The sequence below is a fragment of the Sulfurospirillum sp. hDNRA2 genome, assembly GCF_024206095.2.
Lineage (GTDB): Bacteria > Campylobacterota > Campylobacteria > Campylobacterales > Sulfurospirillaceae > Sulfurospirillum.
On the sequence record NZ_CP159800.1, the window covers coordinates 771,590 to 793,605 of the forward strand.

Sequence of the window (22,016 nt, forward strand, 5' to 3'; positions counted from 1 at the left end):
CTTACAGTCATGCTTTGTTACAATTTTGGCAGATTTTGCAAGGAGCAACGCGTGAAACATTTGATTAATACGCGAGATTTTTCGTTGGAAGAAGTCGAACATATCTTGGCGCGCGCCGATGAATTTTTAGACGAAAAACCAAGAGATATTTTGAACAATAAAACGGTCATTACGATTTTTTTCGAAAATTCGACGCGAACGCGCAGTAGTTTTGAAATTGCCGCAAAACGGCTCGGCGCGATGGTCGTGAGTTTGGACGTTTCACGCAGTTCTTCGAGCAAGGGCGAAACGCTTTTCGATACGGCGGCCAATCTCGATGCTATGGGCCCCGATGCGATCGTCGTGCGTCATAAAAGTTCGGGCGTTCCGCATATCTTAGCCAATTACGTCAATTGCCCTATCGTGAACGGCGGCGACGGCTCGCATGCGCATCCGACGCAGGCTTTATTGGACCTTTTTACGATGCGACGCCATTTCGGCGACGTGCGCGGCAAAAAGGTCGCGATTGTCGGCGATATTAAAAATTCCCGCGTTGCCAACAGCAATATCGAGCTTTTAGGCCGTATGGGCGTCGAGGTCATTTTAGTCGCTCCACCGCATTTCCTACCGCAAACGCATTTACGTACCTCTCACCGCATCGAAGACGTGATCGACGAAGTCAATGTCATCATGAGCCTTCGCACGCAAACAGAACGCCATACCAACCAAATTTACGCTTCGCTCAAAGATTATGCGACTGATTTTTGCATTACGTCTAAGTTGATGAAAGATCGCGATATTATCGTTTTGCATCCAGGTCCCGTGCATCGCAACGTGGACGTAGATGATTTTATGATGAAAGATCCGCGGTCTAAGATTTTGGAGCAGGTTAAAAACGGCGTTGCCGTTCGAATGGCGGTTTTGGAGAAGCTGATTGCCCATTGAGTTCGTTCAAACGCTCAATCGTTTCGGACAACAACGTACGCCTTTTTTCTTTGTCGTCGATTATAACATTAAACAGTTTTACGCCCAAGCGCTTCAAATGCTTGATCTGGATATTTTGTATGCGCTCGATGCCGAGCGTCCTTCTTTGAAACAGACGTTTACGTTTGAAAAATCGTTTCCGGATTTTCACAATTACCTTCGTAAAATCGAGGCGGTTCAAGAAGCAATACGCTCGGGTAATACCTACCTTCTCAATTTGACCGCACCGACGTTGTTGCGCGGCGATTTAGACCTTCGCGCGATTTTTTATGCGGCAAACGCACCGTTTAAACTCTGTTTTAAAGATCGGTTCGTCTGCTTTTCGCCCGAACGTTTCGTCAAAATCGAAAACGATTGCATTATGGCGTATCCGATGAAGGGAACGATCGATGCAAGCATCGATAATGCGAAAGAACGTATTTTAAACGACGAAAAAGAAAAAGCCGAACATGTGATGGTCGTCGATCTTTTACGCAACGATCTCGCACGTGTCGCGACAAACGTCCGTGTCAAGCGTTTTCGTTACGTCGAGGCTATCCAAGCGGGCGAAAAAGAGCTTTTACATGTCAGTTCGCATATTAGCGCGAGCTTGGAGCCGACATGGCATGATCGTATCGGCGAGATTATCGCCGATTTATTGCCGGCGGGGTCGATCAGCGGAACGCCGAAACGAAAAAGCGTCGAGTTGATCGAACAAATCGAAGGCTATGAACGCGGTTTTTTTACCGGAATTTTTGGCGTATACGATGCAAAAGGGCTGGACAGTGCGGTGATGATCCGTTTTATCGAAAAAACCGATGAAGGGTTTGTCTACAAAAGCGGCGGAGGAATCACGCTTTTAAGCGATCCGCTGAAAGAGTACGAAGAGGTGTGCCATAAAGTTTATATCCCCGTGCTTTGAAACGATCAAGGCCGTTGATGGCACGTTATTGCATTTAGAGTACCATCAAGCCCGTTTCGATCAAACGCGTCGAACGCTTTTTACATGTCAAGAGCCGATCGCGCTTTCACGGGCGATCATTCCGCCTTGCCGCGGCGTTTTTCGGGTGCGCGTCGAATACGGTGAGACGATTATGCGCATCGACTACCGTGCGTACGAACCTACATCGATCCAGACGATCGCTTTGGTCGAAAGCCCGCTTGCGTACGACTACAAATATTGCGATCGCGAAGCGTTGAATCTGCTGAAACGCGACGATGCCGATGAGGTGTTGATCGTTCGTCACGGCGAATTAAAAGATACGACGATCGCCAATATCGCTTTATGGATCGACGGCGAATGGAAAACGCCTTTGTGTCCGCTTTTGGCAGGAACGACACGGGCAAGATTGCTGGCGCAAGGGAAGATTAAAGCTGAAAGTTTATCCGTAGGAGACATTCAAAAAGCCCGAAAATTTGCTATAATGAATGCTCTTAGAGGATTTGAAATTCTTGAAAACGTATGTGTGAAGGACTAAGTATTGAATTGGGATTTATCCGCTTTATATAAGCACGAATCTGACTTAGAAGCAGATTTGAACGAGGCACGAAATCGTGCGATCGGTTTTGAGAACGTCTGCAAAGGCAAGCTCAAAGAGCTGAGCGGTCACGAATTTTTAGAATCGATTCGTGAGTACGAGGCGATTAACGAGATTTTGGGTCGCATTATGACGTATGCTTTTTTAAACTTTGCGACCGATAGCGACAAAGGCGGTTTTTTCGCCCGTTACCAGCAAGAACAAAGCCGTATCGGCGAGCATTTGCTTTTTTTCGAACTTGAATTTAACAAACTAACGAAAACTAAACAAGAAGAACTCATCGCGTTAAGCCCGCATTACGCCTTTTATTTAGAATCGCTCATCGAAGAAAAACCCTATCAGCTTTCTCAAAAAGAAGAGCGTATTTTATTGAAAAAAGAGATGACGTCCGCTTCGGCGTTTAGCCGTTTGTTCGATGAACACTTTAGCCGATTGACGTTTAACTTTGAAGGCAAAAAGCTCTCCGAAGAAGAGATTCTCAGCAAGCTTCAAGACCCCTCCCGCGAAGTGCGCAAAAAAGCCGCCGACGCTTTTACGAAGGGCTTAAAACCCCATCAGCCTTTGTTAGCGTATATTTTTAACATGATCAAAACCGATTTGGCAAGCGAATGTGAACTTCGCGGTTATAAAAATGCCGAACAACCGCGCCATTTAGACAATAAAATCACGCAAAAAAGTGTCGATGCGCTCATCGCCGCCGCCGAAAACAGTTTTCACCTCGTGCATGAATATTATGCGTTGAAAGCCAAGCTTTTGGGATTGGAAACGTTGTACGAGTACGATCGTTACGCACCTTTGGAAGAGAGCAAGGCGTGCTATGATTTTGAAAACTCGAAACAGATCGTCTTAGACGCGTTTGCCAAATTTAATCCCAAATTTTACGAGATCGCTTCAACGGCATTTACGCAAGGTTGGATCGACGTTTTTCCTCAAACGAAAAAACGCGGCGGCGCATTTTCACATCCGGCGACGCCTAGCACGCATCCGTACGTGTTGCTCAACCACACCGATACGCGGCGTGATCTGTTTACCTTGGCGCACGAGCTTGGGCATGCGATTCATCAGTATCTTTCTCGCGACGTCGGTTATTTAGGAAGCGATACGCCTTTAACCACTTCCGAAACCGCTTCGGTCTTTGCCGAAATGCTTGTTTTCGACGCCATTAAAGAGGGTTTGAGCATGGACGAAAAACGCTCTTTGTACGCCAGCAAAATCGAAGATATTTTTTCAACGCTTTACCGTCAGATCAACTTTACGACGTTTGAACGCAAAGTGCATGCGCATGAAGGCGAATTGGATACGGCAACGTTCAATCGTTACTGGATGCAAGAGAGTCAAAAGATGTTCGGTTCGAGCATTACGCTGAGTTCCAATTATCATTTGTGGTGGAGTTATATTCCGCATTTTATTCATTCTCCGTTTTATTGTTACGCTTACAGTTACGGGCAATTGTTGGTACTTGCGTTGTACGGTTTGTATAAAAAAAGCGATAAAGCGACGTTTGTACAACACTATACGAATTTTTTAAGTGCCGGAGGAAGTCAAAGTCCTAAGACGTTGATTCAAAAATTCGGATTTGATATCGACGACGAGCGTTTTTGGCTTTTGGGTATCGGCGAAATCGAAAACTTACTCCAAGAATTCAAAGGAATGTGCGATGCTTGACGCTTTATTGGGGGACGAAGAGTTTTGTCAATTGATGAAGAAGCACGGTAAAGAGATGGTAGAGTTGCTTTTAAAGCGAGGCGTTCATTTTTCCGTTTTGACCAATATTGCCGATGTGACGTTTGATCCGGAACTCCCGCCTGAAATTCGACAAAATTTTAAACCCATTACGATGTTTTATTTGGCGGGTTATACGTTTGAAAGTACGCAGGTGTATAACGGGACGATCAGTTTTGAAGCGGGATTCGGAAGTCATAATTTCGGCTCTTTGGTGACGTTTCCGTTGGAGTCGATTTTACAAATTATCGTCGAGGAAGTGCCTATTTTTATTAACCTCGGTACCGCTTCTAGCAAAAAAACACCCAAAGAAGACAAATCAAACGGGCTTCAACGCTCCATGAGCGCGTTTCTCTCCAATCCCCACAATCAAAAATTGATTAAAAAATAACAAAGGATCGAAGAAGGCGGGTTGTACGAAACAGCCCGCTTTGATTCTTACATGTAAAGCTTACATGTAAGAAAAATCCGTTAGTTCTTGAGCTCTTGTTTGCTCATAATGTAATTAATGACGTTATCGATCAAAGCATCGTGTTTGCGGTCTTTGATATGGCAAAGATAGAGCATTCGCGTGAGTTTAAGCCCTTTCATTTTCGTCGTAAACAGTAAGCCTTGCTCGACCTCTTCGCTAATAATATGTTTCGAGAGAATCGATACGGTCGGTTTTTCTTCGATGTTGGCTTTCATCAGCGTATTTTTAACGGCGGTCGAACTCGTGACGATACTCTTTACTTTAAAACTTTTGCAATCGATGTCCATCTTCTCAAACGTTTCGTGAATAATTTTACGCGTGTTGGACTCCTCTTCGCGACAAATCCAATTGTAGGAGAGTAAATCTTCTTTGCGAACGACTTTGGGAAGCGGTGAACGGCTGGTAATGACTAATTCGTCTTCAAGCCATTCGCGATAGATAATCCCTTCTTGGAAAATCGGCGCTTCGATCAATGCCAAATCGATCTTTTTATCGAGCAATTTTTCGGTAATATCGGCGGCGTCTTCAACTTTCAGCATCACGTTGTTTTTAATCGCTTCTTGGATGTCGTTGAGAAAGTTGGGCAGGATATAGTTTCCGATGACGGGAGAGGCTCCCAAGACGAAAATAACCTCTTTGTTGACGAGTCGTAACATCTCTCGTTCCGCCGCTAAAATCTGTTTTTCGAGTTTAATCGCGACTTTGAAAAGTTCTTCGCCGGCCGTCGTTAATTTAATGCCGTTTTTTTTACGATCGACGATTTGCGTATCCAGATACTCTTCTAAAAGCTTAATTTGCTGCGTTACGGCGGGCTGACTGATGCCGAGTTTTTTAGAAGCTTTTGAAAAGCTTTTTTCGCGAACGACCGTCAAAAAGGTTTCTATTTTGGAGAAATCTTTTAACATAAAAATCCTTGTAATTTCGTAGTGTATAACCGTGCTTCGTTTGAGCATTTTATTATAACCAAAAATAATAGTAAAAACAATGACGACCTGCTTTGCGCGCTCTTTAGAGGTTTGCTTAAACTTTTTTTGCTATAATAAAAATAAAAAGTAGACCGAACGATGCAAGATGCAGCCACACTGAACGAATCGCAACAAAAAGCCGTTGAATGTATCGACGGTCCTATTTTGATTTTGGCGGGAGCCGGTAGCGGTAAAACGAAAACGATCACCGCTCGCTTGGCGTACCTTTTAGACCAAGGCATTCCTCCGTCCAATACGTTGACCCTAACGTTTACCAACAAAGCCGCAAGCGAAATGCGCGAACGTGCGATGGCGTTGTTGGGAGATCACCAGTCGTATCCTCCGTTATTGTGTACGTTTCACAAATTCGGGTTGCTTTTTTTGAAGTTTCACATCGAAAAAATCGGGCGAAAAAACAGCTTTGTCGTGATCGATACCGATGATAAAAAACGCATTTTAAAAGCACTTAATACCTCGACGGAGTTACCGACTGGTATGATCTCAAGCGAAATTTCACGCTATAAAACTTCCTTGCTCGATCCGCAAACGGCATGGGAAAAAGCCGAACAAAAGCACTATCAAAGCATCGCTAAAATTTACGAACGTTACGAAACGTACCTGCAAGAGAACAATCTGGTCGATTTTGACGATTTGCTGGTTTTGCCCTATCTCATTTTAGAAAAAGACGAAGCCTTGTGCGAAGAGATGAGCCGACGTTATCAGTACATCATGGTCGACGAATATCAAGACACGAACGAATTGCAGTACAAATTGCTTCGCAAACTCTGCCATACGCACAACAATCTTTGCGTCGTCGGCGACGACGATCAAAGTATTTACGGTTGGCGCGGCGCAAACATCAAAAATATTTTGGAATTTCACGAATCGTTTGAGGACGTGACGATTATTAAGCTTGAAAAAAATTACCGCTCAAGCGCTCAGATCCTTAAAGCCGCCAACGATTTGATCGATCATAACCGCGGACGTATCGGAAAAGTTTTGGAGAGCACCAAAGGCGAGGGAAAAGAGATCGAAGTGATCGAATCGAGCGACGAGAATCAAGAAGCGTCCACGATCGCCAAGCGCATTAAAAAATTGATTGAAAGCGGCGTCAATCCTAAAGACATTGCCGTTTTATACCGCATTAATGCCTTAAGCCGTTCTTTGGAAGAGGGACTCAATAAAGCGCAAATTCCTTACAATATGGTCGGCGGTGTCAAATTTTACGAGCGTGCGGAAGTTAAAGACGTGATTAGCTATTTGCGTATGATCGCCAACCCGCATGACGATTTCTCTATCAAACGCATTATCAACCGCCCCAAACGCGGACTCGGAAAAGTGACGATGGAGCGTATTTTTAAAGCCGCATACGATCAACGTTTATCGGTGTACGAATATATCGGGAAAAACGAAGAGATCATCGAAAAAGAAGCGACGAAAAAAGCGGCCGTCGCCCTCAAAGCGTTTGTGCAAAATATCGACCGTATGCGCGAGATTCAACAAAATTCTACCTACGACATGATCGATGCGATTGAAGAGGCGTTTGCGATCAAGTCTTATTACGACAACCAGCCCGATTCGGTGGAAAGGCTTTCCAACATCGACGAGTTTTACGGACTTTTCCGCGATTACGTCAAACAAAATCCGCAGATGAACGTGGACGATTTTCTTAACGAACTTGCGCTTCAAAGCGACCAAGATCAAATCGACAGTGAGAATATTTCGATTATGAGCATTCATGCCAGCAAGGGATTGGAGTTTGAATACCTTTTCGTTATCGGATTGGAAGAGGGTTTTTTCCCGTTGATCGGAGACGGAAGCGATATCGAAGAAGAAAGACGCTTAGGCTACGTCGCGATTACGCGTGCGAAAAAAGAGTTGACGCTGAGTTATTCGAGTAGCCGTTTTTACAAAGGACGCCGCGCCGAACTCAGTAAAAGCCGCTTTCTTAAAGAGGCGGGCGTCTGTGAGGGAAGTTTGATTTTTGAAAAGACGACGTCGTTTAAAAAAGGCGATTTGGTCAAACATAAGATTTTCGGTATCGGTCGCGTAAGCGAAGTCAGTAAAGTCGGCAGAGAATTCAAACTTCAAATTAATTTTAGCGGAACGAAACGCGATATTTTGGCGTCGTTCGTGGAAAAAATCTAATGTCAAATCGCCTTTTTGTCGCTTATAAACCCGAGGGTACGGTATGCAACCATTTTTTAAGCCGCATCAAACGACGCTACGGCGTTAAAAAAGCGGGCTTTTCGGGAACGCTTGATCCGTTTGCCAAAGGCGTTTTGATTGTTGCTTTCGGAAGTTATACCAAGCTTTTTCGTTTTTTGAAAAAAGCTCCCAAGCGTTATCGCGCGACGCTTTGGATCGGCGCGCATAGTCCGAGTTTGGACATCGAGAAGATCGATCGTGTAGAGCAGATGATGCCTTTTCACCCCGATTCGATCGCCATTGTTTTAAAGAGTATGATCGGGCGAATAACTTACGTACCGCCTAAATATTCGGCAAAGAAGATCGAAGGCGAACGCGCGTACGATTTGGCGCGTGCCGATAAAGCGTTTGAGCTCAAACACATTACCAGCGAGGTTTTTGACTGTACGTTGGTGCATTACGCGCATCCGTTTTTAACCTTTGATATCACGATTTCAGAGGGTGGTTACGTACGCAGTATCGGCGAAATGATCGCACGAAAATTGGGATTTGAGGGAGCTTTAAGCGCTTTGGAACGCTTGAGCGAAGGCGATTTTACGTACGAAAACGAACGCGCTTTAGCTCCTTTAGATTATCTGGATTTACCGAGAAATACGTATTTGGGTAATCCGAGCGATATTGCATTGGGTCGAAAGCTTGCTGTTGAAAATTTCGAATGCCGCGACGAGGGCGTCTATGCTCTCGTCATCGATGAGGTCTTAAGCATTGTGCAAATCAGCGCAAATGGAGTAGAATATCTTCTCAATTCACTATCGCTCAAAGGCGTTACATGTTAATACTTACACGAAAAACCGGCGAGGGCATCGTTTTAAACGACAACGTCACGATACGCGTCGTTGAAATTTCCAAAGGCGTCGTGAAACTCGGTTTCGATGCGCCCAAAGAGACGTTGATTTTGCGTGAAGAGTTAGCGCGCGCCATCAAGCAAAGCAACATTGAAGCCAGTCGACATGTCGAAACGGAACTGCTTTTAAGTCTCAGCCAAAAGCTCAAATAATGCACTATTTTGCTCACGCTAAAGTCAATATCTTTCTGAAAATCGTCGGTACGCGCGGAAACTATCACGAACTTTATTCCCGATTTATGCGCGTTCGCGATCTGTACGACACGCTTTCTTTCGTCCCGAAACAAACGACGCAAGCGTTTGAATTGATCGGTGATTTTAATTGTGCGCTCGAACACAATACGCTTTACAAAATCTATCGCGTTTTGCAAGAGCAGGGATTTTCCAAAGAGATCGAGCGCGTGATGCAAATGTACGCCTTACATGTCAAGAAACAAATTCCGACGGGAGCGGGTCTTGGCGGCGGAAGCAGCGACGCGGCAACCTTTTTACGGATGCTAAACGACAGGGCAGGGCTTTTCTTATCGAACGAAGAGATGATGCGTATCGGCTCGCGCGTGGGAGCCGACGTCGCTTTTTTCGCCTCTGGCTATGAAAGTGCCAACGTCAGCGGCATCGGCGAAACCGTCTCATTATACGAAGAAGAGGCGTTGGAGCTTGAGGTTTTCACGCCAAATCTTGCATGCGACACCGCACGCGTTTATGCGACTTTTCGGGAGTTTTTTTTAGCGTCGATCGCGCCGCAAGACGCTTTGCCTATGCTTTCGTGCAAAAGCGCGGAGCTTTTAGCGTCGTATGAACCTCAAAGGCTCAACGACTTGTACGCCGCGTGTTTAAAAGCCTACCCTGAGCTTCCGACGATGGCAAACGAAGGATGGTTTTTTAGCGGTAGCGGCAGCAGTTTTTTTCGAATTAAAGCACACTAGAAGAGGTTTTTAAATGGGTGAACCCGTTGCACGCAATAAAAAAGCGTATCACGATTATGAAATTTTAGAAAAATTAGAAGCGGGAATCGTCTTGCAAGGCAGCGAAGTAAAAGCCATTCGCCAAGGCAAGATCAATCTGAAAGATTCGTTTGTGCGATTGATTAAGGGCGAGGCGTTTTTACTTAATGCGCATATTTCGCATTTAAGTACCGCCAATCCGCATTTTACGCCGAACGAACGAAGCGATCGCAAATTATTGCTTCATATCAAAGAACTTCGAAAGTGGGATGCAAAAGTCGCAAAAGAGGGGCTGACGATCGTTCCTTTGTCGGTTTACTTTAACGTCAAAAACATCGTTAAAGTCGAAATTGCTTTGGTGCGCGGTAAAAACTTGCACGACAAGCGTGAGGATTTGAAGCGCAAAGATGCGGAACGAGAGGCTAAAACGGCTATCAAAAATCATCTTTATAAAGAGTAATTTACATATTATTTATATAAAGCATGTAGAATTTTGAAAAAATGAGGATGATCTTATGAAACATTTTTTACGACTTTTTTTGACAATACTGTCACTCACGTTTTTTGTCGGTTGCGACTCTTCGACGTCCAAAGCGTCGCCTAGCGTCGTTGAACCCTTTAAAGACGGCGATAAAGTTGAACTCAAAAGCGTTTCGGGTGCGAAAATAACGCTTTTGCGCAAAAACGGCGGATTTGTGATCGAAGACGATGAAGAGAAGATCCTGATGTTTGATATCTTCGGTACGTTTTGTGCACCTTGCCAAGAAGAAGCTCCTTCGTTGATGGATTTTCAGTTGCAAAACGGCGACAACGTGATGTTAATAGGTCTCAACTTCTTTGAAGAGGTGAGCGACGAGTACGTGGTCGAAAATTTTGCCGCGAAATACAACGCCTATTATTTTATCAGCAACGCGGCTGCCAATAAACGTTTGGTCGAGACGATTTTGCGCGATATTCAGTATAAAGCGACGTTGCAAGTTCCTTTTAAAGTCGTTTTGAAAAAAGGCGTTTATCAAAACGTTCGGGATATTTATACAAATCTTCCCGACACTAAATTTTACATCGGTAAAGTCGGTTTGGACGTGATTCAACGCGACATCGACCGTATCGTGGAAAAGTAGGCAAATATGCATTCAAAGGCGCAAGGGGAAGTTCAAAACGACACTGTCGAGGCGATCAGGGTTCAAGAGCCTAAACTCTATAAAGTTTTGCTTTTAAACGACGATTACAGCAGTATGGATTTTGTGATTAAAGTCTTGATGCAAGTCTTTCATCATCGTTTTGAAAAAGCCGCCGAAATTATGTTAAACGTACACGAACAAGGCAAAGGCTTATGCGGCGTTTACGTTTACGAAATCGCCGAAACCAAAGTGGCACGCGTGCGCAAAATGGCGAAAGAGGAAAAATTTCCTCTTCGCGCCGTCATGGAAGAAGATTGAAAGGATGAAAAATGGTTAGCCAAGAACTCAACTTCGTTTTCAACGACGCGATGACGTTCGTTCGCAAACATCGCTATGAATATATCACGATCGATCATCTTTTTTACGCGCTTTTAAGCAATGAGAGTATCGTCGATCTTCTGATCAATTGCGGCTTAAGTATTACGTTTTTGCAACGTTCCATGGAAAAATATTTTGCCGCACATCCCCAAATCGTACCGAATGAAGAGAATTACGAGCCCGTTGAAACGGTCGCGTTAACGCGCGTCATCGAAACCATGATGTTACATGTCAAAAGTGCGGGGAAAAGCGAAGCGAACGTCTACGATCTTTTGATCGCGATGATGGACGAGCCCAACGCTTTTTGCGTTTCGCTCTTGGTTCAACAAGGCGCGGACAAGCTCTTGATTACCGAAGAGGTCACGGCTCTAAGCACTCCGGAACACAAAAAGAGCGAAAATGACGAAGAAGCGGGCGAAAGCGCTTTGGCAAAATACACGCTCGATCTCATCGCTTTAGCCAAATCCCATCAAATCGATCCGCTCATCGGGCGAAGCGAAGAAGTTGCCCGCGTGATGCAAGTGTTGTGTCGCAGAAAGAAAAACAATCCGATCTTAGTCGGAGAACCCGGCGTGGGTAAAACGGCGATCGTGGAAGGTTTGGCCAAAAAAATCAGCGAACATACCGTTCCCGAAATTTTGAAAAACACGCCCGTTTATGCCCTTGATATGGGCTCTTTGCTTTCAGGAACCAAGTATCGAGGCGATTTTGAGAAACGTCTCAAGGAGATTTTGAGCGAACTCGAGCAAAAAAAAGGGGCGATCTTATTTATCGACGAAATTCATACGATCGTGGGAGCGGGTGCAACCGGAAGCGGTTCGATGGACCTTTCCAATTTGTTAAAACCCTCTTTGGCGTCGGGAAAAATTCGGTGTATCGGCGCGACGACGTACGGAGAGTTTCGTAATTTCTTCGACAAAGACAAAGCACTCAGCCGTCGTTTTGCCAAAATCGACGTTTTAGAGCCGAGCATCGAAGACTCGTTTTTGATCTTAAAAGGGTTGAAAAGCAGTTACGAAAAGCACCACGGCGTCAAATATCCGAATGAAGTGATTCGCGCATCGGTCGAGTTGGCGAAAAAGTATATCAACGATAAATTTTTACCCGATTCGGCGATCGATCTGATCGATGAAGTGGGGGCGTCGTTTCATTTAGCGAAAAAACGTAAAAAAGTCGTGGAAATGAGCGACATTGAAGCCGTACTCTCACGGGTAGCGCATATTCCAAGTCCGAACGTCAGCAAAGACGAGGGCGAGATTATGCAACACTTAGAAGCGCACCTTAAAGCGAAAATTTTTGGACAAGACGCCGCGATCGAGGCGTTGGCAAAAGCGATCAAACGTAGCCGTGCGGGACTGGGAAATCCGACCGCACCGATCGGAGCATTTTTATTTGCAGGGCCTACGGGCGTAGGAAAAACCGAAGTTGCCAAACAGCTTGCGTATGAATTGGGCGTCCATTTCGAGCGTTACGATATGAGCGAATACATGGAAAAGCATACCGTCAGTCGCCTGATCGGCGCCCCTCCGGGATACGTCGGTTACGATGAGGGCGGACAGCTCAGCGAAGCGATTAAAAAGCACCCGTATACCGTATTACTCTTAGACGAAATCGAAAAAGCGCACCCCGATATGCTGAACATTTTGCTCCAAATCTTTGACAGCGCGACGTTGACGGACAATAACGGAACCAAGATCGATTTTCGTAACGTTATCATCATTATGACTTCCAATTTGGGAACGAAAGAAGCCCCGACGATGGGCTTCACGAAGAGCGAGAATTCGCGAACGGATCATGCGATTAAAGAGTTCTTCTCTCCCGAGTTTAGGAACCGCTTGGATGAAGTGATTCATTTTGCGCCTTTGAGCGAATCCGTGATGATCCATGTCGTAGAGAAGATGTTAAACGAACTTAGCGATCAGCTTAAAAACAAACATGTCGAAATTCAAGCTACGCCGGCGGCTAAAAAATACCTTGCCGCGGAAGGGTACAGCAAAGAGATGGGCGCGCGCGTGATACGTCGCGTGATTGCCGAACAAATCAAAACGACCCTTTCGGAAGAGGTGCTTTTCGGTCGATTGAAAAACGGCGGGCTTTGTCGTATCGATTGTAAAGCCGATCAATTGGTCTTCACGTACAGCGGTGGCAACTAAAATCCTTATTCCCAAACTGCATCCGCACGAGCATACGTTTCCCGATCCTCGTTGCGCGAGCGAAGAGGGACTTTTAGCATGGGGCGGCGATTTGAATTCCGATCGCTTGTTGCGTGCTTACGAACAAGGCATTTTCCCGTGGTTCAACGAGGGCGATCCGGTGTTATGGTGGTCTCCCGACCCGCGACTTATTCTTTATCCGAATGCGATAAAAATTTCCAAAAGTTTAGCCAAAAGCCTCAAACATTTTGAGATTTGCTACGACACCTGTTTTGAAACGGTGATGCGTCAATGTTGGCAAACGCGGTTGCAAAAGGGACAAAACAGCTGGATCAGCGAAGCGTTAATCGAAGCGTTTTGCGACTTACATGTCAAAGGCTTTGCCCATTCGGTCGAAACGTTTTTCGAGGGAGCTTTGGTCGGCGGTTTGTACGGGTTGCATTTGGGCGGTATGTTTTGCGGCGAGTCGATGTTCTCAATAAGACGCGATGCTTCTAAAGCCGCATTGGTCGGACTTTGCCAAAAAATAGACGCTTTGGGAGGCGATTTTATCGATTGCCAATTACCGACCGATCATCTCAAATCTTTAGGAGCGATCGAAATAAGCCGTGAGACGTTTTTGGGCTTTCTCCACGAGACGGTGAATAAAAAGACGATTCAAACGTGGAATACTCCTGTCTCATTGGAGCCTTTAGAAGCGTTGAAGCTTTAAGCGGTCGTTGAAGCGTCTAAGATTAGTTTATAAAAAAAAGAGTATGATGCATTCACGGTTTTAGCGGCGGCGGGCTTTTTAAAGCCTTGGTTCAAACTTTTACTTTTATTTTATGTTTCTCTTCTCGTGAAACCATAAATGGAAAACAAAAGGATGGAAAACAAGTTTTCGGACACGTAACCAAGTCTGAAAATAGGAAAACAAAGAAATGGAAAACAAACATGGAACACACTCAACAACACTACCTTTTTACCTCAGAAGTCGTTAGCCCCGGACATCCGGACAAATGCGCGGATATTATCGCCGACAGTATCGTCGATACGCTTTTAATTAACGATAGCAATTCACGCGTCGCCAGCGAAGTTTTCGTTGCGGGCAAACACGTCGTTATCGGCGGCGAAGTCAATACCAAAACGATTCTCTCGTTTGAAGATTATGAAAAAATCGTCAAAGACGCGCTGATTAAGATCGGCTATAACGGCAAATCGGCCTTTACCAAAGCGCAATGCCTCCATCCGGACGATCTTAAAGTGCAAGTATTACTCAATCAACAAAGTAGCGACATTAACCAAGGCGTCGATCAAGAAAGCGGCGAGATCGGTGCGGGCGATCAAGGCATTATGTTTGGATTTGCTTCGTGCGAAACGGCGGATTTGATGCCCGCCGCGATTACGTACGCACGTATGTTGTGCGATAAAGTGTATAACTACGCTTTGATTCACAACCATAAACTCGGAGTTGATATTAAAACGCAAGTGACCGTCGATTACGGTACGAAAAAAAATTTTGAAGAGTGCAAGCCTCAGCGTATTCATACGATCGTCGTTTCGGCTCCTTCCAACGAAAATATGACGATCGAAGAAGTGCGTTCGTTGATTAAAGGTCTGATCGACGATACGGGACTACCTACGGAGCTTTACGATCCGAACAATACGATTATTCACATCAATCCTACCGGACGTTACGTCAACCATAGTTCGCTTCACGATTCGGGTTTAACCGGACGCAAGCTCATCGTCGATAGCTTCGGCGGCTACTCTCCTATCGGCGGAGGCGCGCAATCGAGCAAAGATTATACGAAAGTAGATCGCAGCGGCCTTTATGCCGGACGTTGGATTGCGAAAAATATCGTTGCGGCGGGTTTGGCGAAAAAATGTTCCGTTCAACTCTCCTACGCGATCGGCGTAGCAAAACCCGTTTCCGTTTCGGTCGATACCTTCGGAACGTTTACGAGTATCGGAGACGACGAGCTTTCGCAATTTGTTTACGAAACGTTCAGCTTAACGCCTCGCTGGATTACGCGTAAATTCGGATTGGACAAACCAGGCCCCGATACGTTTTTGTATGCCGACGTCGCGGCACGCGGGCAAGTCGGTCAAAGCGACTATCCGTGGGAACAACTCGACGCCGTCGAATTATTTAAAAACCTCAAAAAATAAAAAACACTCAGATCGAACGAAGCTTACATGTAAAGACGCTGCGGCGTCTTTACGGTAAGATAATACCGCTGATACCGCCGTTAGCGGCATGATAAATCACCGTTTGGTATTTTGCCGCATAATAACGAAGTAACAGGTGTTGCAAGGTTTGTTCGATGGAAGGTTCAAACCACGCATTGTTGCTTATGGCGATCATATAACGCGGATGTCCTTCAAACAGTTCGTCTCTGGTAGCTTCAAAACAAATAGCACTTCTAAAGGTCGTTCCATGAATGACGAAATCTTGCGGCGTTTTTGCTTTTTGATAATCTTGCGCGCCGTCGAAAAAGAGTCGGTTGACGATTTTGACGATCCGTTCGGGTAAGGGAACCTCTTCGCCGAAAGGCACTAAAATAATTTTATGGGCGATTTGCATCGTGCCGTCGGCGAAAAAATACGACGAATTGTAATAACCGACGTTCTCTTCGTACGTTAGTGCCCCCGCAACGATGGCGATTTGTCGGGAGTAAGATTTGAGCTTTTCGATCACGGGTAAGGCACGATTCAAATACATCGGAAAGGCACTCTCAGGCAAAACGATCAGCTCGTCGCCGTTTTGAATCGCCGTTTCGATCAGCCGAAAATTTTCGTTCAATGCGGCTTCTTGATACGCTCTATCCCAACGTTGTGACTGAGGAACGTTCGTCGTAGGCAGTGTCGCTTTGAGCGGCGGAATGCTTACATGTAAGGATTCTAGAGGGTAGTTCAAGGACGCAAGAAACAGAATGATCGCAATGAGTTTGAAGGCTTTTGTGGGCATTTTCAACAGGGAAATCGCCACAAGAAAAAGCCAAAGAGCCCACCACGTCGGCTTCATATAACTGTCGAGGAACAAGAGATCGAGTTTGAACCAATTAAACTCAAACGGCGCGATAAAAATCGTAGCGACGAGAAGCGCGCTTTGGACGATGGGAAAAGTGCTGATGCGCGCGATTAGCCAAAAAAGAAACGCGTACGCCAACGCGACGCTTAGGATAATAAAAGGAATAAGAAACGCCAAATCGTAGTAGACAAAGCTAAAGCTAATCCAATAAAACCATAAAATACCGATGAAAAAACCGCTCCAAAAATAGACGATACGATTTTCGCCCAACAAAAGGTAGAATCCGATGCCCGCAAGCAGGGAATTTATCATGGGGATTGTAAGGTTTGCATAGGCGAAATAGATGAAGGCGGAGAGGCATGAAGCGATAAGAAAGGCTTTTATTAGATAAATGCGTGTAAAATAGGACATTACAATTTTTTTCATAAAGGATTTCCATGCAAGGTTCTGCAAGTTTACTTTCTTCATTACTTCCACTCGTCGTGCTTTTCGCGATTTTTTATTTTCTTGTGATTCGTCCACAACAAAAACAAGTGAAGAAGCATAAAGAGATGCTCGATGCACTGAAAAAAGGCGATAAAATTATTACTAACGGCGGTTTAATATGCGAAGTCGTGAAACCTGAGGAAGATTCTATCAAAGTTAAGCTTAATGATGAAGGGGTGATCGTAAAGGTTTCCAGAGACTTTATTTCAAAGAAAATCGATGAATAACACCGGAAAATTTAACTATCGTTTAGTTATTTTTTTAATAGCTATTATTTTCGGCGTGGGAATGTCCATGCCGACGTTTCTACAAACGCAAAAAGGTGCGAAAGTCTCGTTAGGACTCGACCTTCAAGGCGGTCTGCATATGGTTTTAGGCGTTAAAACCGACGAAGCGATTAAGTCCAAAGTCAAATCGATTGCTTCAAGCGTCAAATTTTTTGCGCAAAGCAGCGATATTATTATCGACGATTTACGCGCGATCGAAGAGACGATTTCGTTTAGCCTTCTCGATAAAGACGAAGAGAAAAAAATCGACGAGATGCTCAAAACGATTAGCGGTTTGCAAGTCAATAAAGAGGCGTTAAGATATACGCTTACGTTGAGCGATAAAGAAAAAGATTTGATCAAAGAGTACGCGCTTTCCCAAGCCGTCGAGACGATTCGTAATCGTTTGGATCAATTCGGTTTGGCAGAGCCTAACGTCGCCAAACAAGGAAGCGATAAAATTTTGGTCGAACTTCCGGGCGTTAAAAATGCCGAAGACGAACAACGTGCGCGCGAGTTAATCGCCAAAGCCGCCCATCTTCAATTGATGGCGGTCGACGAGAAAAAACAAGATCGTTCCGCGACGATGAGTCCGACCGAAGCGGAGCAGTACGGCGACATCATTTTAAGCGATGCGAAGAGTGATCATATTCGCTATATCTTGAAAGAGATTCCCATCTTAGACGGCAGTATGTTGACCGATGCGAAAGTCGGTTTTGACCAAATGCAACAACCCGTCATCAATTTTACCCTCAACTCCGAAGGCGCTAAAATTTTCGGCGATTTTACGGCCGGTAACGTCGGCAATCGCTTGGCGATCGTTTTGGACAATAAAGTCTATTCTGCACCCAATATTCGCGAACGTATCGGCGGCGGTAGCGGACAGATTAGCGGCGGCTTTAGCGTCAAAGAAGCACACGACGTAGCAATTGCGCTTCGTAGCGGAGCGCTTTTGGCTCCGGTAACTTTGCTTGAAAAACGAAGCGTCGGTCCTTCTTTAGGAGCGGATAGTATTCAAGCCAGTTTACTAGCGTTAATTTCAGGCTTCCTTTTAGTCTCCGGCTTTATGCTCTTTTATTATCGATTAGCGGGTGTTATCGCCAATATGGCATTGATCGTTAATCTCTTTTTGCTGATTTCGATTATGGCGCTTTTTGGAGCGACGTTGACCTTGCCGGGTATGGCGGGTATCGTCTTGACCATCGGTATGGCGGTCGACGCCAACGTTATCATCAATGAGCGGATTCGCGAACTCTTACGCCAAGGCGTCTCGATGAAACAAGCGATCGAACACGGCTACGAAAATGCCATGAGTGCTATCTTGGACAGCAACCTTACGTCGATTATTACCTCGGTGCTACTGTACGTATACGGTACGGGGCCGATTAAAGGATTTGCGATTAGTACGGCAATCGGTATTAGCGTATCGATGTTAACGGCAATTTTGGGAACACACGGTATTTATGACTTTTTTATGCCGCGTATCGAAAAAAGTAAAAACATTCACATGTGGTTTGGTATGAAGAGGAGTCATTAATGGAGTTTTTCTCACAGCATAAAGTATACGATTTTATGAAAGTAAGTCGTTTTTTTATTGTAACGACGCTTTCTTTAGCACTCTTCTCCGCCATTCTTTTTTTTAGCAAAGGGATGAGTTACGGAATCGATTTCTCCGGCGGAACGATCGTTCAGCTTAAATACGAACAACCGGCACCGATTCACGATATACGTCAGTTACTCGCGAAAGACAAAATGTTCTCAGGTGCTTTAATTACTGAGTTCGGTTCTCCCGAAGAGGTCCAAATACGTTTTGCGACGACGACGGAAGGTGTCACGCAAGACGTAGGCGATATCGTACGAACGCTTTTAAAAGAAACGGGAAAATTCGATGTACGTAAAGTCGATATCGTAGGACCAAAAGTGGGTGGGGAACTTCGCCAAAAAGGTATTATGGCAGCCGTTTTAAGTATGCTTGGCATTATGGTCTACGTTGCGTTTCGTTTTGAGTGGACGTTTGCGGTGGCTTCGATTATTACGTTGTTGCACGATGTTTGTATTACCGTAGGGGCTTTGATTCTCTTTGATATAGAGATGAGTTTGGATGTCTTGGCAGCAATTTTGACCTTGATCGGTTATTCGATTAACGATACGATTATTATTTACGACCGTATTCGTGAAGAGCTCAAAAGTACCAAAGATATGGATTTGATGCACGTTATTAATACCTCCGTTTCCAAAACCCTTTCGCGAACGATTTTAACGGTATTAACCGTCTTCTTTGTGGTTTTTACCTTGTATCTTTTCGGCGGCGAGATTATTCACGGATTTAGTTTTACCATGTTGTTGGGTCTGATTATCGGTAGTTACAGTTCTATTTTTATCTCCGCACCGTTTTTGAAAGTGTTGGGTTTTAGCGTTGAAGACTACAAAAATAAAATGGCACTTAAAGAGAAAAACAGACTGGAAAAAGCTAAAATGCGCTCACAGTACGAAAAAGGCACGGTATAGGAATTAAGATGCAGTACAATCCTTTAGAAATTGAAAAAAAATGGCAAGATCGCTGGCATGCAACGAATGCGTTCGAACCCCATAGCGATTTTGCACAAAAGAAAAAATACATTTTAAGTATGTTTCCCTATCCGAGCGGTCGGATTCATATGGGGCACGTACGCAACTATACGATCGGCGATGCGATTGCAAGACATTATCGTAAAAACGGTTTTAACGTTTTACACCCGATCGGCTGGGACAGTTTCGGAATGCCCGCCGAAAACGCGGCAATCAAGCACAAAGTTCACCCTAAAAAGTGGACGTACGAAAATATCGACTATATGCGTAAAGAACTCTCTTCTTTGGGACTTTCGTTTTCCGCCAAACGTGAATTTGCCGCGAGCGATCCTTTGTACACGAAGCATGAACAGCGTATTTTTATCGAAATGTTTAATAAAGGTTTGGTCTATCAAAAAAACGCCGTTTTAAATTGGTGCAATACATGTCAAACCGTTTTAGCCAATGAACAAGTCGAAGAGGGATGTTGTTGGCGTTGCGACAATCCGGTCGAACAACGCTTGCTTCCGGGCTATTACCTTAAAATTACGCAATATGCACAAGAATTATTGGATGATTGCGAGAAGTTGCGCGCAGGTTGGCCGAACCAAGTTTTAACGATGCAGGAAAATTGGATCGGTCGAAGCGAAGGTTTGGAATTTACGTTTGCTTTAACTCCCGAATCCAAGGCAAAATTGGACGGAAAATTTGAAGCGTATAATGTTTTTACGACCCGCCCCGATACGATTTACGGGGTGAGTTATTCCGCCTTGGCACCGGAACATCCGATCGTCAATTATCTGATCGAACATCGGCTTTTAAGTGAAGAAAAAACGGCGCAGATTAAAGCGATGCAACGCGTGGGTGCGCGTGAACGCGCCCAATCGGAAAAAGAGGGTGTTAGCTTAGGCATCGACGTGATTCATCCTTTAACGGGGAAAAGCGTTCCTGTTTGGGTTGCCAACTTCGTTTTGATCGAATACGGCGGCGGTGCGGTTATGGCGGTTCCCGCTCATGACGAGCGCGACTTCGAATTTGCCAAAAAATACGATTTACCGATTATTCAAAGCATTGAAACTGCTTTGCCTTTTGACGGAAGTGCGGCGACATGTGAATACGGCACGCTTGTGAATTCGGGAGAATTTAGCGGGTTAGATTCCAAAAGCGCACAAAAACGCATTATCGCCCGTTTTGAAGAAAAAGGCATCGGTACGAAAGTCGTTAATTATAAATTGCGCGATTGGGGCATTAGCCGTCAGCGTTATTGGGGTGCGCCGATTCCGATGGTGCATTGTCCTAAATGCGGGCTCGTTCCCGAAAAATTTGAAAATCTTCCGGTTGCGCTTCCCGATGACGTCGAAATCTCGGGCGAGGGCAATCCTTTAGACAAGCACCCGACGTGGAAGCACACGAAGTGTCCCGTATGCGGACACGACGCAACGCGCGAAACCGATACGATGGATACCTTTTTTCAATCCAGTTGGTATTTTTTACGTTATACGTCCGATCCGGCGTTTTGGAGCGACGTACCTTTTGATAAAGAGAGCGTTAATTACTGGATGAACGTCGATCAATACATCGGCGGTATCGAACATGCGATTTTACACCTGTTGTATTCGCGCTTTTTTACCAAAGTGCTTCGCGATTTGGGATACGTGAATTGCGATGAACCGTTTGCCAATCTTTTAACCCAAGGCATGGTGCTTAAAGACGGTTCGAAAATGAGCAAAAGCAAAGGCAATACGGTCGATCCCGATTCGATAATTAAGACTTACGGAGCGGATACGGCACGTCTGTTTATTCTTTTTGCCGCACCGCCTCAAAAAGAGCTTGAGTGGAACGATAGTGCGGTGGAAGGGGCGTTTCGCTTCATCAAACGGTTTGTGCAAAAAAGCGAAAACGTTCTTACATGTAAGGCTTTGCCGAACATCGATCATGCAACTCTTTCCAAAGCATCGCAATACGCGCGTAAAAAAGTCTACGAAGCACTTAAAAAATCCAATGAGGTTTTTGAGGGAAGTTACACGTTCAATACTTTAATCGCAGCATGCATGGAAGCTCTCAACGCGCTTGGTGAACAAAACGATTCGGATGTTTGGACGGAGGGTTATTTTATCTTGCTCAACCTTTTGGAACCGGTGATCCCGCATACGTGTTGGGAACTCAGCGAAAATCTTTTTACATGTAAGAATTTTACGACGATTGCATTAAAAGAAGAGGTCTTTGTCAGCGATAGTATGATCTTGGCCGTTACGGTTAACGGTAAAAAACGCGCCGAAATCGAAGTGTCTACGAGTATTTCTCAAGAAGAAGCTTTAAAATGCGGCAAAGAGAGTGCGGCAAAATGGCTGGAAGGCATGACGCTTCTCAAAGAAATTTACGTTCCCAATAAATTGATCAATCTGGTGGTAAAGTAG

General features: G+C 44.9%; 21 protein-coding genes. 19 read left to right on the top strand and 2 right to left on the bottom strand.

The features are described from left to right. Window positions 1-51: 51 nt before the first annotated feature. Genes NL930_RS04040 through NL930_RS04060 form a run of 5 tightly spaced genes read left to right on the top strand, consistent with a single transcriptional unit; the run spans window position 52 to window position 4,593 of the window. Window positions 52-924 (top strand): aspartate carbamoyltransferase catalytic subunit, encoded by an 873-nt coding sequence (locus NL930_RS04040; protein ID WP_254375756.1) that lies wholly within the window; start codon window positions 52-54, stop codon window positions 922-924. After that, window positions 914-1,864 carry an aminodeoxychorismate synthase component I gene (locus NL930_RS04045; protein WP_254375757.1) on the top strand — a complete coding sequence of 317 codons (951 nt, stop codon included), beginning with the start codon at window positions 914-916 and terminating at the stop codon, window positions 1,862-1,864. The genes NL930_RS04040 and NL930_RS04045 overlap by 11 nt, the downstream gene beginning before the upstream one ends. Window positions 1,865-1,892: 28 nt before the next feature. After that, window positions 1,893-2,420 carry an aminotransferase class IV gene (locus tag NL930_RS04050; RefSeq protein ID WP_254375758.1) on the top strand — a complete coding sequence of 176 codons (528 nt, stop codon included), beginning with the start codon at window positions 1,893-1,895 and terminating at the stop codon, window positions 2,418-2,420. A 3-nt stretch (window positions 2,421-2,423) separates the two neighbouring features. Further along, complete coding sequence (locus tag NL930_RS04055) at window positions 2,424-4,145, top strand: M3 family oligoendopeptidase (protein WP_254375759.1); 1,722 nt, start codon at window positions 2,424-2,426, stop codon at window positions 4,143-4,145. Then, window positions 4,138-4,593 carry a hypothetical protein gene (locus NL930_RS04060; protein ID WP_254375760.1) on the top strand — a complete coding sequence of 152 codons (456 nt, stop codon included), beginning with the start codon at window positions 4,138-4,140 and terminating at the stop codon, window positions 4,591-4,593. The genes NL930_RS04055 and NL930_RS04060 overlap by 8 nt, the downstream gene beginning before the upstream one ends. Before the next feature lie 80 nt (window positions 4,594-4,673). Here NL930_RS04060 and NL930_RS04065 read toward each other — a convergent pair whose 3' ends face one another. After that, window positions 4,674-5,579, bottom strand: a complete 906-nt coding sequence (locus NL930_RS04065) for a LysR family transcriptional regulator (RefSeq protein WP_254375761.1) — start codon at window positions 5,577-5,579, stop codon at window positions 4,674-4,676. A gap of 159 nt (window positions 5,580-5,738) precedes the next feature. On the opposite strand from NL930_RS04065, the gene NL930_RS04070 reads away from it, so the two are divergent. The 10 genes from NL930_RS04070 to metK all read left to right on the top strand — a co-directional run bounded on the left by NL930_RS04070 (window position 5,739) and on the right by metK (window position 15,438). After that, entirely contained in the window at window positions 5,739-7,787 is a 2,049-nt protein-coding gene (locus NL930_RS04070) for an ATP-dependent helicase (RefSeq protein WP_060825529.1), read from the top strand. After that, on the top strand, window positions 7,787-8,623 hold the full coding sequence (truB, locus tag NL930_RS04075) for a tRNA pseudouridine(55) synthase TruB (RefSeq protein ID WP_254375762.1): 837 nt from the start codon (window positions 7,787-7,789) through the stop codon (window positions 8,621-8,623). The genes NL930_RS04070 and truB overlap by 1 nt, the downstream gene beginning before the upstream one ends. Continuing rightward, entirely contained in the window at window positions 8,617-8,844 is a 228-nt protein-coding gene (gene csrA / locus NL930_RS04080) for a carbon storage regulator CsrA (RefSeq protein ID WP_039673151.1), read from the top strand. The genes truB and csrA overlap by 7 nt, the downstream gene beginning before the upstream one ends. Beyond that, on the top strand, window positions 8,844-9,617 hold the full coding sequence (locus NL930_RS04085) for a 4-(cytidine 5'-diphospho)-2-C-methyl-D-erythritol kinase (protein WP_254375763.1): 774 nt from the start codon (window positions 8,844-8,846) through the stop codon (window positions 9,615-9,617). The genes csrA and NL930_RS04085 overlap by 1 nt, the downstream gene beginning before the upstream one ends. Window positions 9,618-9,630: 13 nt before the next feature. After that, on the top strand, window positions 9,631-10,095 hold the full coding sequence (gene smpB / locus NL930_RS04090; protein ID WP_254375764.1) for an SsrA-binding protein SmpB: 465 nt from the start codon (window positions 9,631-9,633) through the stop codon (window positions 10,093-10,095). Between the two features lie 55 nt (window positions 10,096-10,150). Continuing rightward, window positions 10,151-10,756, top strand: coding sequence for a TlpA family protein disulfide reductase (locus NL930_RS04095; RefSeq protein WP_254375765.1), 606 nt, complete (start codon window positions 10,151-10,153; stop codon window positions 10,754-10,756). 6 nt (window positions 10,757-10,762) lie between these two features. Then, complete coding sequence (locus NL930_RS04100; protein ID WP_254375766.1) at window positions 10,763-11,074, top strand: ATP-dependent Clp protease adaptor ClpS; 312 nt, start codon at window positions 10,763-10,765, stop codon at window positions 11,072-11,074. Window positions 11,075-11,085: 11 nt separating this feature from the next. After that, on the top strand, window positions 11,086-13,287 hold the full coding sequence (gene clpA / locus NL930_RS04105; RefSeq protein WP_254375767.1) for an ATP-dependent Clp protease ATP-binding subunit ClpA: 2,202 nt from the start codon (window positions 11,086-11,088) through the stop codon (window positions 13,285-13,287). After that, window positions 13,277-13,999, top strand: coding sequence for a leucyl/phenylalanyl-tRNA--protein transferase (aat, locus tag NL930_RS04110; RefSeq protein WP_254375768.1), 723 nt, complete (start codon window positions 13,277-13,279; stop codon window positions 13,997-13,999). Before clpA ends, aat begins: the two co-directional genes overlap by 11 nt. A 221-nt stretch (window positions 14,000-14,220) precedes the next feature. Then, window positions 14,221-15,438 (top strand): methionine adenosyltransferase, encoded by a 1,218-nt coding sequence (gene metK, locus NL930_RS04115; RefSeq protein ID WP_060825535.1) that lies wholly within the window; start codon window positions 14,221-14,223, stop codon window positions 15,436-15,438. Window positions 15,439-15,487: 49 nt separating this feature from the next. On the opposite strand, the gene NL930_RS04120 is transcribed toward metK, so the two are convergent. Then, window positions 15,488-16,768 carry an apolipoprotein N-acyltransferase gene (locus NL930_RS04120; protein WP_306808569.1) on the bottom strand — a complete coding sequence of 427 codons (1,281 nt, stop codon included), beginning with the start codon at window positions 16,766-16,768 and terminating at the stop codon, window positions 15,488-15,490. Between NL930_RS04120 and yajC the strand changes: the two genes are divergently transcribed. From yajC to leuS, 4 genes are read left to right on the top strand one after another with little or no spacing between them, the layout of a single operon-like run. Beyond that, window positions 16,738-17,013 carry a preprotein translocase subunit YajC gene (yajC, locus tag NL930_RS04125; protein WP_254375769.1) on the top strand — a complete coding sequence of 92 codons (276 nt, stop codon included), beginning with the start codon at window positions 16,738-16,740 and terminating at the stop codon, window positions 17,011-17,013. The two genes, NL930_RS04120 and yajC, sit on opposite strands and share 31 nt — an antisense overlap. Beyond that, a complete protein-coding gene (secD, locus tag NL930_RS04130; RefSeq protein WP_254375770.1) occupies window positions 17,006-18,589 on the top strand; it encodes a protein translocase subunit SecD in 1,584 nt (527 codons plus the stop codon). The genes yajC and secD overlap by 8 nt, the downstream gene beginning before the upstream one ends. Continuing rightward, entirely contained in the window at window positions 18,589-19,560 is a 972-nt protein-coding gene (secF, locus tag NL930_RS04135; RefSeq protein ID WP_039673130.1) for a protein translocase subunit SecF, read from the top strand. Before secD ends, secF begins: the two co-directional genes overlap by 1 nt. Before the next feature lie 8 nt (window positions 19,561-19,568). After that, window positions 19,569-22,016: a leucine--tRNA ligase gene (gene leuS / locus NL930_RS04140; RefSeq protein WP_039673128.1), complete on the top strand. Its 2,448-nt coding sequence runs from the start codon at window positions 19,569-19,571 to the stop codon at window positions 22,014-22,016.